The 13,495-nt window shown below is 54.1% G+C and carries 12 protein-coding genes; 6 read left to right on the plus strand and 6 right to left on the minus strand.

The window, feature by feature from the left end; genetic code table 11:
* The first annotated feature begins 32 nt into the window (after window positions 1–32).
* A complete protein-coding gene (gene glgB / locus HNV11_RS19020) occupies window positions 33–2,066 on the plus strand; it encodes a 1,4-alpha-glucan branching protein GlgB (protein ID WP_171741168.1) in 2,034 nt (677 codons plus the stop codon).
* 117 nt (window positions 2,067–2,183) lie between these two features.
* Window positions 2,184–2,942, plus strand: coding sequence for a hypothetical protein (locus HNV11_RS19025; protein ID WP_171741169.1), 759 nt, complete (start codon window positions 2,184–2,186; stop codon window positions 2,940–2,942).
* 18 nt (window positions 2,943–2,960) lie between these two features.
* Here HNV11_RS19025 and HNV11_RS19030 read toward each other — a convergent pair whose 3' ends face one another.
* Window positions 2,961–3,923 (minus strand): alpha-E domain-containing protein, encoded by a 963-nt coding sequence (locus HNV11_RS19030; protein ID WP_171741170.1) that lies wholly within the window; start codon window positions 3,921–3,923, stop codon window positions 2,961–2,963.
* A 152-nt stretch (window positions 3,924–4,075) separates the two neighbouring features.
* Here HNV11_RS19030 and HNV11_RS19035 point away from each other — a divergent pair, with 152 nt between their 5' ends.
* Window positions 4,076–4,837 carry an NIPSNAP family protein gene (locus HNV11_RS19035; RefSeq protein ID WP_171741171.1) on the plus strand — a complete coding sequence of 254 codons (762 nt, stop codon included), beginning with the start codon at window positions 4,076–4,078 and terminating at the stop codon, window positions 4,835–4,837.
* 164 nt (window positions 4,838–5,001) lie between these two features.
* Window positions 5,002–6,402 (plus strand): Gfo/Idh/MocA family protein, encoded by a 1,401-nt coding sequence (locus HNV11_RS19040; protein WP_171741172.1) that lies wholly within the window; start codon window positions 5,002–5,004, stop codon window positions 6,400–6,402.
* 55 nt (window positions 6,403–6,457) lie between these two features.
* On the opposite strand, the gene HNV11_RS19045 is transcribed toward HNV11_RS19040, so the two are convergent.
* Both HNV11_RS19045 and HNV11_RS19050 read right to left on the minus strand, forming a co-directional pair.
* Complete coding sequence (locus tag HNV11_RS19045) at window positions 6,458–7,066, minus strand: hypothetical protein (protein ID WP_171741173.1); 609 nt, start codon at window positions 7,064–7,066, stop codon at window positions 6,458–6,460.
* 69 nt (window positions 7,067–7,135) lie between these two features.
* Entirely contained in the window at window positions 7,136–8,986 is a 1,851-nt protein-coding gene (locus tag HNV11_RS19050) for an ABC transporter ATP-binding protein (RefSeq protein ID WP_171741174.1), read from the minus strand.
* A 205-nt stretch (window positions 8,987–9,191) separates the two neighbouring features.
* On the opposite strand from HNV11_RS19050, the gene HNV11_RS19055 reads away from it, so the two are divergent.
* Complete coding sequence (locus tag HNV11_RS19055) at window positions 9,192–9,701, plus strand: low affinity iron permease family protein (protein WP_171741175.1); 510 nt, start codon at window positions 9,192–9,194, stop codon at window positions 9,699–9,701.
* A 40-nt stretch (window positions 9,702–9,741) separates the two neighbouring features.
* On the plus strand, window positions 9,742–10,194 hold the full coding sequence (locus HNV11_RS19060) for a thioredoxin family protein (RefSeq protein ID WP_171741176.1): 453 nt from the start codon (window positions 9,742–9,744) through the stop codon (window positions 10,192–10,194).
* Here HNV11_RS19060 and HNV11_RS19065 read toward each other — a convergent pair.
* From HNV11_RS19065 to HNV11_RS19075, 3 genes are all read right to left on the minus strand, one after another.
* Window positions 10,191–11,303, minus strand: a complete 1,113-nt coding sequence (locus tag HNV11_RS19065) for an AAA family ATPase (RefSeq protein WP_171741177.1) — start codon at window positions 11,301–11,303, stop codon at window positions 10,191–10,193. The two genes, HNV11_RS19060 and HNV11_RS19065, sit on opposite strands and share 4 nt — an antisense overlap.
* A gap of 158 nt (window positions 11,304–11,461) precedes the next feature.
* Window positions 11,462–12,379 carry a PorP/SprF family type IX secretion system membrane protein gene (locus tag HNV11_RS19070; RefSeq protein ID WP_171741178.1) on the minus strand — a complete coding sequence of 306 codons (918 nt, stop codon included), beginning with the start codon at window positions 12,377–12,379 and terminating at the stop codon, window positions 11,462–11,464.
* 130 nt (window positions 12,380–12,509) lie between these two features.
* Window positions 12,510–13,493, minus strand: a complete 984-nt coding sequence (locus HNV11_RS19075; protein ID WP_171741179.1) for a PorP/SprF family type IX secretion system membrane protein — start codon at window positions 13,491–13,493, stop codon at window positions 12,510–12,512.
* Window positions 13,494–13,495 lie beyond the last annotated feature (2 nt).

Genomic DNA, 13,495 nt, shown 5'->3' on the forward strand with positions numbered 1-13,495 from the left:
AGGTTCAAACCCTAACCTGATTCGCGCAACCAATGACAAAACGCAAAACAACTACAGGACCGGCCGACACCAATCCGCCAGGAACGCCTACCCTTTCTCAGGAATCGAACGGTGACCCAAATGCAGCCGACCTTTCGCCGGCTCAACCAGATCAATCTTTCGCCGACCCAGCGATTTACAGCCGTTTTACTGACTTTGACATTTATTTGTTCCGGTCTGGCCGACACCAGAAATTATACGAGAAGTTTGGGTCGCATGTTGTTGAACACCAGGGTACAACAGGCACATACTTTGCCGTTTGGGCTCCGTCGGCGCGTTACGTCTCCGTTATCGGAAACTTTAATGGCTGGAACCGGGGCAGTCATCCGCTCAATGTTCGCTGGGATTCGTCGGGTATCTGGGAAGGGTTCATTCCGCATATCGGCCGGGGCGAACAGTATAAATACTTCATCGTCCACGAGGGCGGGCGCGAACTGGAAAAAGGCGATCCTTACGCCCACTGGTGGGAGGTCCCGCCCCTAACCGCTTCGGTCGTCTGGGACACGTATTACGAATGGCAGGATGGCGACTGGATGGCGAACCGAAAAGCTAAAAATGCCCTTAACGCGCCGATTTCGGTGTATGAGGTGCACCTGTCGTCGTGGCGACGCGACCCCGGCAACCCCGAGCGGGAACTGAGCTACGGCGAAATTGCCGATGCGCTGGTGCCCTACGTGCAGGATATGGGCTTCACGCACGTCGAGTTTATGCCGGTAATGCAGTACCCTTACGCACCGTCGTGGGGCTACCAGATTACGGGCTATTACGCGCCAAGCAGCCGGTTTGGCACTCCGCAGGACTTCATGCATTTGGTCGAGAAACTGCATCAGGCGGGCATTGGCGTCATTCTGGACTGGGTGCCTTCGCACTTTCCGGGCGACGCGCACGGCCTCTACGAATTTGATGGGTCGCACCTTTATGAACACGCCGACCCCCGCAAGGGCTACCACCCTGACTGGAAGAGCTATATTTTCAACTACAGCCGGCCGGAGGTTCGCTCGTTTCTGATCTCCAACGCCCTGTTCTGGCTCGATCGCTGCCATGCCGACGGCCTGCGCGTGGATGCCGTAGCCTCTATGCTGTACCTCGATTACTCCCGTAATGCAGGCGAATGGGAACCGAATATGTTCGGTGGACGCGAGAATCTGGATGCGATTTCGCTCTTCAAGGAAATCAACGAAGCCATTTACCGGGAATTCCCGGATACGCAGACAATTGCCGAAGAATCGACGGCCTTCCCCGGCGTATCGCGGCCGGTTTATACGGGTGGTCTGGGCTTCGGCATGAAGTGGATGATGGGCTGGATGAACGATACGCTCCGGTATTTCGAGCGCGACCCGGCTTTCCGCAAATTCCACCAGGACGAGCTGACTTTCAGCACGATCTACGCTTTCACCGAAAACTTCATGCTGCCGCTTTCGCACGATGAAGTTGTTTACGGTAAACACGCCCTGGTCGGCAAAATGCCCGGCGACGAATGGCAGCGGTTTGCCAACCTGCGGCTATTGTTCAGCTATATGTTTACTCACTCAGGCACAAAGCTGCTGTTCATGGGTGGCGAATTCGGCCAGACCTCTGAGTGGAAATTTGATGCCAGCCTTGACTGGCACCTGCTTGAGTTTGCACCCCACAAAGGCATGGCGGCCTGCGTGAAGGCCCTGAACCAGCTGTATAAAACCGAACCCGCGCTGTATGAACGGAATTTCACGGCCGACGGCTTCGAGTGGATCGATACGACGGATCGCGAAAACAGTATAGTGACCTACAGCCGAAAGGGTAACAATCCGGCCGATACGCTGCTGATCGTGCTCAACATGACCCCCGTTCCCCGCTCCGGTTACCGCATTGGCGTACCGTTGGCAGGCACGTACCGGGAAGTGTTCAACAGCGACTCGGCCGAGTTTCACGGGAGTGGCATCAGCAACACCAGCCCGATAAACAGCGAAGAAGAGAAATGGCATGGCCGTTCTCAGTCAATCCGGCTGAACGTGCCGCCCCTGGGCGCTGTGGTGCTGAAAAAGAACTGAGCAGCGCAGAGGAACGGATAAAATAGAGTTGACCTGACCGGATTGGTAGCACCTGGCTGCCAGTCCGGTCAATCTTTTTATCTGGGAAAAACTTTCATTCGGACTAATTTTGCCGGTATGAAAAAAGTTCTCATTGCCTTTTTTGCCTTAATTTCTGTTCACAGTTTTAGTCAATCGCCGGTATCGGCCCGTCTGAGCAGCGGTTTCGATCTAGGAATGGCCTACTCCAACGATCATTATAACCCCTCTATTGCCTATTATCAGCTGCTGAATGTAGGCGAACGTAAATTGTTCTCGCTGGGCTGGACCATGCGACTGGGGGCTTTTTACGGCGATAATCTGAACTTTTACACGGCCCCTGCCCGATTGACGCGTGGTAAAACGGGCTTTGCCGCCTTATCCAGTCCACTACTTGTCCAGAATATTGATACCGTTCGCTACGATTACGTAACGATGACCTCGCTAAACGTAGGACTGCGGGCGCAGATCAATTTAGGGCGGGTGGAGTTTGGGGCAAGCGCCGATCTACTGGGCCTTACACTTGGCAAGTGGCGTACGGGCCGCTACCGTTCCTCAACGGGCGCCATCCGAATTGATTCGCTCACTACCCGGCCGTTTGAGGGAAGCAACGTTTTTCAGCGGTCGCACCCCAGCCGGGTAAACGTGCGGCTACTGGGCGATAACGACCTCGGCACGCTTTCGACGGAAGTGTATGCCCGCTTTCATTTAACGCAGCGCTTTGCCCTCAAGGCTGGTTATCAATGGCTCACCACCGAAACAACCATGGCCAGGCGGGATGTTATAGCCGACAATAACCGGTTCCGCCACCGGGCTGGATTGTATTACCTGGCGCTGACGCTACCGATATTCTATTAGCTCCGTACCCATCGACGGTTACGCTTCAACCGGCTTCAGATCGAAATACGTTTCAAAGATTACCGTGCCGACTTCGTTGGAGCGCGTCTGAAAATTGTCGAGGTACTGGTGTAATCCTGCCTTGAAAATGTCGCTGGTTTCGGTAAACTCAATATCACTGCGCAGTTTGCTGAGCGTGCGTTCAGCCGCATTGCCAAAGCCGTGCGCGATATTATTGCCCGAAATTTCGTACAGCGATAGTTCGGCCTGGCGAATACAGTGCGCCATCGCCCGGGGAAACATCTTATCCAGGATCAGAAATTCGACAATGCTCGACGGCGTCAGTGAACGGTACTGCTGGCGGTGCATGTTGTAGGCACTGACGGATTTCAGCACCGCCGACCAGATCATCAGATCAATGGTTGAACCCACCGAATCGACTTCCGGCAGCAGCGTAAAATATTTTACGTCCAGAAAGCGCGAGGTTTTATCGGCCCGCTCCAGGAACCGGCCCAGCCGCCCGAAATGCCAGGCATCGTTGCGGGTGATGGTCGCGTCGATAATTCCATAGAACAACTGGATGCCGTTGCGCACATCCGTAAAAAAACTCTGCGTCTGGCTCTGCCCCCACGGCTGCTTCGGCGCCATATCGCGCACCATCAGATAAAACTGGTTGAGGTGTTCCCACATTTCTTTCGAAATGGCTTCACGAATCGTTCGGGCGTTTTCGCGGGCGTTGTTCAGGCAGGCCACAATGGAGTTCGGATTGCGCTTGTCGAAGGTCATGAACTGAATGACATTCTCGCGCGTCGGCTCATTGTAATACTGGTAGAACAAATAATTATCAGCGGTGGCAATGAGCAGCGGCTCCCACTGCTGGTCTACGTTGGGCGGCAGATCGAGGGCCAGGTTAAAATTCACGCTCATAAACCGGGCATAATTTTCGGCCCGCTCAATGTAACGGTGCATCCAGTAAACAGAATTGGCAACGCGGCTCAGCATAGCAGAAAATCGTAAGTTTAACCCGTGGGTGACTAACAAAAATAGGACTTACCACCTGTTTTACAAGTCATCAGGTAGCTTGGTAACTTTTTTCGATGATTATCCCCAAAAAATCGGCTAATTTTCGGCTTTCTTCCTATTTATTTCTTCCCATGACCAAATTGTATTCATTCCTGATCGTCGGTCTGCTACTGACTGTGGCAACATTTGCCAAGCCTGCTCCGGGCAAACCCAGTTCTAGATTTTATGAAGTTCGGATTTATCACCCAACGCCGGGTAAGTACGCTGAGATTGTCGATCGGTTTCGGCAGTACACCCTGAAGATTTTTGAAAAGCACGGTATGGAGAATATCGGCTACTGGACCCCGACCGATACGACCAACAAAGAATTGATTTATATCCTGGCGTATCCAAGCCGCGAGGCCCGCGACGCATCCTGGAAAGCGTTCGGGAGCGATCCTGAGTGGAAAGCTGTAGTGGCTAAAACCGAAGCGAATGGCAAACTGGTTGCCAGCGTTGACCAGATTTTCATGACCGAAGCCGACATTTCGCCTAAAATCAAACTGAAGCAGGCATCGCCGGCGCGGACGTTCGAACTGCGGACCTACACGGCTACGCCCGGCAACTTGGAAAACCTGCTGACCCGTTTCCGCGATCATACCCTTAAGCTCTTCAATAAGCACGGCATGGAAAACATCGGCTATTGGGTTACCCAGGAAAAAGACGGTTCCCAGCCTCGTCTGGTTTATATTCTGGCGCACCCCAGCGAAGCCGAAGGCAAGCAGCACTTCGACGAATTCCGTAAAGATCCAGTCTGGGTGAAGGCTAAAGCCGAATCGGAAAAGAACGGCCCGCTAACTACCAAAGTTGAGTCGGTGTACATGCAACCGACGGACTATTCGCCAATGAAATAAACGGAGTACGTAAAGCAGCCGGCCGGTGGTTTGTGATTGATGCGTCAAGGTCATCAACAAACTGCCAGCCTGCTGCTTTTGCTTATCGGAGGTTTGTCAATGCAGTAGATTGATTTTCCTAACAAAGCCTATAACATAGAGTTTCGTTGCAAAAAAGCAACTCTATGAAGTCTATAAATCAGCTTTGGCAGCTGTTTGACACCGATCCGGCATCCACGTCAACCGACCTAACCCGTAAAGATTTTCTAACCATTGCCGGGCGTGGCCTCGCTGCCGGTGCTGTCGGCAGCGCCCTTATGGCCTGCGAGAAAAAACCCGAAGCTTCTACGTCGGCCCCGACAGTCACTAATACGCCCGGCGGCCCCGTTCCCAACCTGCCGGCTCAGTCCCCTCCAGCCACGGTACCGGACGACGTGCAGAAACCCATTGAGCTGGAGCAGATCGAAGCGAAGACCGAGCAGCAGGAACCGCCAACACCAACACCATTGCCCCCCGACCAGCGCGTGGGTTACGCCCTTGTGGGTTTGGGCCACCTGACGCTCGATCAGCTTCTTCCGGCCTTTGCCGAGTGTAAAAAATCGAAAGTAGTGGCGCTGGTAAGCGGCAGTCCGGAAAAGTTGCAGAAGGTGTCGGCCCAGTATGGCATCAAAAAAGAAAACTGCTACAAATACGCCGATTACGACAAGCTCCGCGACAATAAAGACGTACAGGCTATATACATCGTATTGCCCAATGGATTGCATGCCGAATACACGATTAGGGGGGCGCAGGCCGGAAAACATATTCTCTGCGAGAAGCCCATGGCCAATACCGCGGCTGAATGTCAGGCTATGATTGACGCCTGCAACAAGGCGGGTAAGAAATTAATGATCGCCTATCGGATCCAATACGAACCCCATCACCGGATGGTGCGGGAAATGGTACAGAAACAGCAGTTCGGCAAGGTGAAGTCAATCATGGCCAACAACGGTCAGAACTCCGACAACCCTGACCACTGGCGGTTTAAAAAAGCCCTTGCCGGGGGCGGCTCATTGCCCGACGTTGGTATATACTGTCTGAATACAATCCGGTATCTGCTGGGTGAGGAACCCACCGAAGTGTCGGCCTTTGTGCACAATACGCCTGGCGATCCCCGCTTTACGGAAGTTGAGGAGCAGGTCAACTGGCTGATGAAATTTCCGAGCGGTGTACAGGCCAGTTGCGCAACGAGTTACGGTCACCACGATGATAAGAACTATAAGGTGCTGGCGGATAGGGGCTGGATTAAAATGGACCCCGCCTTTCCGTATACCGGATTGCAGTTAGAAACAAGCCAGGCGCAGGGGAAAGAAAATCAGGTTACTCAGCACAAAATCGGAGATAAGAACCAGTTCGCGACCGAAATTGATCACTTCTCGGAGTGTATCGTGGAGAATAAAAGGCCCTTTACGCCGGGTGAGGAAGGGTTGCAGGACCATAAAATTATGGACGCCATTTACCAGTCGGCGCGGGAAGGACGCCCCGTTAAGCTGGCAGCCGTTTCCAAGAAAGATGCCTTCCGTGGCCCCGAACCGAAAATGGAATAACGGTAATGGTTGTTCAGAGTATGGTTTGACCGCTGAACAAACCATTACGTAGAGTTTACCGGCTGGCCGTTGTGGAAACGGGCGGATTAATCATGATGTGTGCCCGGTGCGTGCCGGGATCCATGATCCAGGGCATGCCGGGTGCTTCGGGCTTCAGCGGCAGGCCGGTACTTTCGGCCGTTGCGTAGGGAATATAAACGACATAGCGCAGGTAGCCGTCTTTTACCTCGCCGGTGGTGGGGTTGTAATTTTCGTCTTTGGCCGAGTAGGAAAACAGCGTTGACGGATGGCTCGGCATCGTCAGCTTCTTATCCTTAACTTCCTGCTCCCGAATTTTCAGGATCTCGTCGGCTTTCTTGCCCTCCTGTTTCAGAAGTCGGCCCCGTTCCATAAACGGCTCCAGATCCCGGTGGTAGCACGACACGCTCAGCCCCTTCTGCCGCGGGTCGTCGGCCAGACAGACCAGTTCATTCGTCCCTTTACGTAAGAGCACAAACTCATTCTTCGTCGAATAGCCATAGATCGTAGCGCCATCGCGCTTGTCGGCCGGGGCTGCCAGCACGGCCGTTTTGATCTGCACATCGGGCGATGGTACCGCAGCAGTCTGGGCAAAAGCGCCGGCTGCCAATCCAAGGAGTGTAGCGACGATAAAGACGGTTTTCATGGTCGGTATCAGTTTATATAGTAAGGCATTCGACCCCGGCTACTACTCAACTCCGAACCCGAACAAATCTTACTGATACCCCCGCGCCTGCAGGCCAAACAGCTCGGCATAACGGCCGTCTTTCTCCAGCAGCTCGTAGTGCGAACCAATTTCGAGCAGCGTTCCATTTTCCAGCACCAGAATCCGGTCGGCCATGCGAACGGTACTGAACCGGTGCGAGATAATCACCGACGATTTACCTTCGGTCAGTTTGGCAAATCGCTGAAAAACTTCATACTCGGCGCGGGCGTCTAGCGCAGCCGTGGGTTCATCGAGAATGATCAATTGCGCATCGCGCATGTAAGCACGCCCCAGCGCCACTTTCTGCCACTCTCCGCCCGACAGCTCGACGCCTTTACCAAACGAACGGCCCAGTTGCTGGTCGTAGCCCCCGGCCAGTTTGGCAATGACCGTATCGGCCAGCGAGCGCTGCGCCGACGTTTCGATGCGCGGCTGGTTGGTCCGTTCGTCAATGTCCCCAACAGCAATGTTGATACCGGCCGACATCTTGAACCGGGTATAGTCCTGAAAAATTACGCCGATGTTACGTCGCAGCTCAACCAGATCATACTCGCGCAGGTCGTAGCCATCGAGCAGAATCCGTCCTTCGGCGGGGTCGTAGAGCCGGGCCAGCAGTTTGACGAGGGTGGTTTTTCCCGCGCCATTTTCGCCCACAAGCGCCAGTTTTTCGCCCGCATGCAATGTAAACGACAGATTACGCAGCGCCCAGCGGTCGGAGTTGGTGTATTTAAACCCAACGTTTTCAAATACAAACCCTTCCCGGATCGGGTTGGGAAACAGGCGCGTCGTTTTGGGCGAATGAATCAGCGGCTTAATGGCAAAATAATCGAACAGATCCTGCAGATAGATGGCCTCCTGCGTCAGGCTGCTGAACTGAAGCAGAATCCCTTCCAGCGAGCCGCGCACCTGCCGGAACGACCCGGCCAGGAATGTAAGGTCGCCGAGGCTAATCTGCCCGTTAACGGCCCGCATCACAATCCAGACGTAAGCCCCGTAGTAGCCCGCCGTCCCCAGGACCGTCAGCAGCACTCCCCAGCCGGCGCGACTAATCGCGAGCTGCTTATTTTTCTGAAAAAAGTCGTTCGACAGGGTCCGAAAGCGGTCGATCAGAAAACCCGACAAACCAAAAATCTTGACTTCTTTGGCGGTCTCGTCGCTTGCGCCTACGTAACGCAGGTAGTCGAGCTCGCGCCGTTCGGGTGTCCAGGAGCGGGAGAGCGAATAGCTGCGCTGGTTGAAATAATTGTCGCCAATGAACGAGGGGGTAACGGCCACCAGAATCAGCAGTAGCAGCCAGGGGTTATAAACAGCCAGACCAGCCGCCAGAAAGCCAACAGAGATCAGCTCCTGAACCTGCCCGAAAACGCCCGACAGCAGCACCGTCCGGCCCGTGGTCTGCCTCCGTGCGCGTTCCAGTTTATCATAGAACGTAGCATCTTCAAACTGCTCCAGGTCGAGCGTAGCCGCGTGTTCCATCAGCCGTATCGACGTCTGGTTGGCGAACAGATCGCCCAGGAGGCCATCCATGAGCGCAACCGCCCGGCCCAGTGCGGTCGACAGAATCGCCAGCCCGAACTCAGCGGCCACCAGCCACCAGAGATATTCCGTGTCGCTATTGCCCGGCTGCCCGGTAAGCGCAACGACCTGGTCAATGATGAGCTTCCCAATATATAACGTAGCGGCAGGAATGGCAGCCCGGACGAGCCGAAGCAACGCATTGCCGAGGAATAAAGCCGGTGAGGTTGCCCACACCAACCGGAAAAAAGCCGGCAAATTACTAAGGGCTGCGAAACGCTCGCGCCAGCTTAGTTCTGCCTTAGTATCAGTAGCGTTAGCTGATGAAGTCAGAGGTTTGGCCATACATTAAAAAGACAAGCTGCATGGGCATTTAGTTCAGCCCTCGTTTTAGCGGCATCGGTTGTTTTTGGAGCCCTAGGTCAAGGCGTGTTTTAAACCAACCAGCCACCAAATCTGGACCGTTGAGTATGTATTAAAACAAATTAATTTCACAAACTGAGCGATACGGAGTTTATGGATATAATTTCTCCTTACCACCAGTCCAGCAATGAAGACAAATAAATTTTCCCGGTTCTTTGAGCGCTTTGCCTCCCGCTCCACGCAGGCTACTGGTTCATCAACCGCTTTCCTGCTTGCCTTGCTAACAATTATTCTCTGGCTTATCACGGGCCCTATTTTCGGATTCTCCGATACCTGGCAGCTGATTATTAATACCGGCACGACAATCATTACCTTTCTGATGGTATTCCTGATTCAGAAATCGCAGAACAAAGATTCACTCGCAATGCAGATCAAACTCAACGAACTCATCGCCGTGAACCGAAAAGCCAGCAACCGGCTGCTTAATGTAGAAGACCTGACCGAAGCCGAGCTGCACGCCCTGCACGATTTCTTTGGCCGACTGGCCGAGCGGGCAAAAGCTGAAGCCAGCCTGTCGGAGTCGCACTCGGTTGAAGATGCCGAAGAAATTCACGAGGAGAAAGTTGAAGAGATGCACAAGCGCCGACAGTCGCGCGCGCATGAGCGAACAAGCGAACCTAACGGAGCGTCGGCCTGAACAAGATGAGCAAGTGCCGATTACTGGCTACATTTAGGCCATGAAACGCTTTCTCCTTGCCCTGTCACTTTTCCTGCTTCTGACGACTGTTCGGGCCGATGAGCCGGTTGGTATCCGGTTCTTCGCTGGCTCGTGGCAGGATGCTTTAGCCGAAGCCAGAAATCAGAACAAGCCGCTGTACGTTGATTTTTATACCACCTGGTGCCCGCCCTGCCGCCGAATGGCGCGGGAAGCGTTTCCGAACCCGAAAATAGGCGAGAAATTCAACGCGCACTTCATTAGCTATCAGGTAAACGCCGAAGCTGGCGAAGGCCCCGAAATAGCCCGGCAGTACGGCGTTGGCGGCTACCCCACTGCGCTGTTCATTACGCCCACCGGAGAATTGGTCCATCGGGCGGTGGGATATGGTGGCGTCAACGCCATGCTTCAGCAGGCCGATCAGGTGCTGGCCATGCCTCGAATGCGCCGGTCCTTGAGGCAGAACCGGTCTTAGAAGCCCATTTTCACCTCCTGCCGCTCGCCCGAAACGGTCTGCTCGTCCAGATTGAAGATATCGGCAAGCGTCATGGGTTCTTTGGTGCGAAAATCCATGCCTAAGTGCATGAGCAGTTCGTTGGCTTTGGCGGGTGTCAGTTTGCCAAAGGCGTAATCGACCATCAGGCGACCTTTACGTAGCAGGGCTTTATCCAGCAGGTGTTTACTCGCGTTGAACGTAGCAATGACCTGAATATGCATGCAGTCGGCCAGCAGGCCGTCGGTCAGGTTCAGGATGTTGGATACGCTGTTGGTGTCGCCCCCGGCTTCGCGCGATTGCAGAATCCGCTCGGCGTCTTCGATAATGAGCACCGAATCTTTATTATCGAGCAGAAACGGAATAATCTCGGGCGAGGTCAGGTAATTGGTCATGTAAGGCGGCAGGATAAGCATATCCTTCCTGACCAGCGAGCTGAGGTATTTGATATACGTCGTTTTCCCCGTGCCCGGCTCACCGTGCAGCAAGATCAGGCCCTTGCTCTTGGGCTGCGCCAGCAGGTTAACCAGCCGTTCGTGCACCGGTGGAAAATCGTCATTATAGTGCAGATCGAGGTTAATATCGGGCGGCAGAATTTCAACCCGCTCCGTGTGGAGCCCGCCCAGCCCACTCTGAATCAGATAAATATGCGTCTGGTTGTCTTCGTGAACATATTTGTGTTCCTGAAGCCCTTCGAACAACCCTTTGGCCGACAGTTCGTCGCGGTAGAAACCGTAAAGCCGAAAAAACCGCTCACCGATAAACTCCGCCTTTAGCACGACGCCGTCCTCATGCTGATAAATACGCTCGATTACGTGCCAGCCTTCGTCGTTGACGCGGGCGGTATGGTTGATGAGCTGGAACCCACGACTATCCAGCAATTCGCGCGCCGACGGTTTGAAATCGTCGTTGAAGTGCAGATAATTGGGGTAGCTGCCAAATGCCTGAACGAAATGCGGAGCCAGCGGAAATTCCCGGTCCAGGTCGCTGGGTATGTATAGATTCTGAATGGTTTGCTGGTTGGGCATACGACTGTCAGCCGTCAGATAGCGAAACATGTCGGCCCTCGAAATCTCATCGTGGGGTTTCAAACGGGCGTTGGATTACGTTTCTTTGGGACTAAGTTATCCTAAAATTACGGAAAAGCCTAAACCAGACCAGCCTTTCACGCCGGCATCCAACCAGGTGTTTTCTGAGTACTTCCCTGTTTGCTAACCTGGCTTTACGCATCAGGTTGAATTTGTCTCAATCAATACGAAAATTGAAGCACACCCGGCGCGAAGCGGAACATGATCTCGTGAACGCTGTTCTGATCGTACAGGGTTGAACCGGGGCTTTCCGGCGTTTTTGAGTTGAACAGATAGCCAATGCGAATGGCTTTTGTCAGTTGATATTCAGCCAGCGCCTGCAGATAGTTCGTCTGGATGACGCCGGGGCTGTTCCGCCGATAGGATAAGCCCAGTCCAAACTCCTCGGCGAACCAGATTCGGGCACTTACATCAATGCCCAGGGGCCGGTCGGCAATTTTAGAAACCAGCACCGACGGAATCAGCACGGTCCCTTCGTCAATCTCAAACTTCGTTCCGGCCTGCACCATGACTGGCCGGACGGTCGGGTAGAGCGAACGACCTGCCAGATTTACACCCTGCGACACCAGTTCGGGCGCCGAAATGCCGCCGAAAAACGTTTCGGATTTATAATACACGCCGACGCCAAAGCTGCCAACGGCCCGGTTCAGGCTCGATGCGCTCGTGAAATCGTAGACCGGCAGGACGTTAAGACCGCCCTGTACTCCTATTGACAGCCTGGCTAGAGCGGGCAGATTGAAGCGGTAGGCTACGCTGCCATACACACCCGTAGCGGCAAAAATACCCATCCGGTCGTTCAGCGCCTGAAACCCCAGCCCGACCCGTCCGTTGGCAATCGAACCATCCCCCGAAACGCTCTGCGTAACCGGTGCGTACCGAACGCTGATCCATTTACGTCGGAGAAAGGCTGACAGGTGAAACGACTCCCGCATGCCCGCGTAAGCCGGATTGATGCTTAAAGGATTGACCAGATACTGCGAGTAGAGAACTTCCCGCTGAGCCTGCGTAGACAGGCTCAGGCAGCTTAGCAGACTGGTAATGACCAGAAAAAAAACGCGGCTTCGAAACGAGATAGGCATGAGTTGACCGGAATTGACAGCCAAATTGTAGGGTTTTAGGGTAAAAACCTAACGCTTCGAATGGCATTACTATCCTGGTTAAGCGCAAGCACCTTGATTTCGGTACGGCGGTTTTGCTGATGCCGGATCATCAGAAGTAGCGCGGGGTCAGAATGCGGTTTTTACCGAAACCAAACTCATACCGGAGCATAATCTCGTGCGAGCTCGGGGCGATGTCCTTTAAGTTGTTCATCGTTCGGTCGTACGCGTAACTAAACCGGAACTGGTCGGTGAGCTGCACTTCCAGCAAACCAATGAGGGCATCGGTCCCAATCTGGCTCCAGTCCGTAAACTGGTTACGTCGCACCGACACGCCGATGGCTACGCGGTCGGCAAACCAGAAGTTTACGTTCCCGTCGAAGCCCAGCGGAGCGCCTTCGGCATATTTAACCAGCATGGATGGTTTCATCTTGACCGAGGGGCTGATACCGACCACAAAACCAGCTGCCAGATACGCATGACGGCGCTGCACCGACAGCACCCCACCCGCAGAATTATATTCGTTCAGCTTGTTTTTGATCAGTCGCGGTACCGAAATGCTCAGATACGTTCGGTCATTGCTGAGATAGATACCCGTTCCGAAATTGGGCAGTATCTTTGAAATATTAGTCGCAAAAGCCGGATCAATCTGACTCGACCCGTCGGGAGCGGTCTTGATGTCGGCTAGATTCACGTTGTAGCTGGCCGCACCCGCCTGAAGGCCCAGGGCCAGCGTTGAGCGCTCCCCTACTTTTATCCGGAAGGCATAGGACGCAAAGCCGCCCGCTTCCTGCACTGGTCCGTACTTGTCGCCGTATAACTGCAAACCGATGCCTACCCGCTCCTGATTCAGTGGCATATCGACCGTGAAGGTCGCCGTTTGCGGAGCGCCCTCAACGCCTGTCCACTGATTGCGATACAGGGCCGACATACTCAGCACATCACGGCTGCCCGCATAGGCCGGGTTGAGCGCCATCATGTTGAACATGTACTGCGAGAACATTTTGTCCTGCTGCGCCCGGACCTGGCCGCTGCCGATCCCCAGGATCAGCAGCAGCGCAACAGCCCACCGGTTCGTTAAAAACTGATTTGACATCG

Origin of the sequence: Spirosoma taeanense, assembly GCF_013127955.1 — a bacterium.
Taxonomy (GTDB): domain Bacteria; phylum Bacteroidota; class Bacteroidia; order Cytophagales; family Spirosomataceae; genus Spirosoma; species Spirosoma taeanense.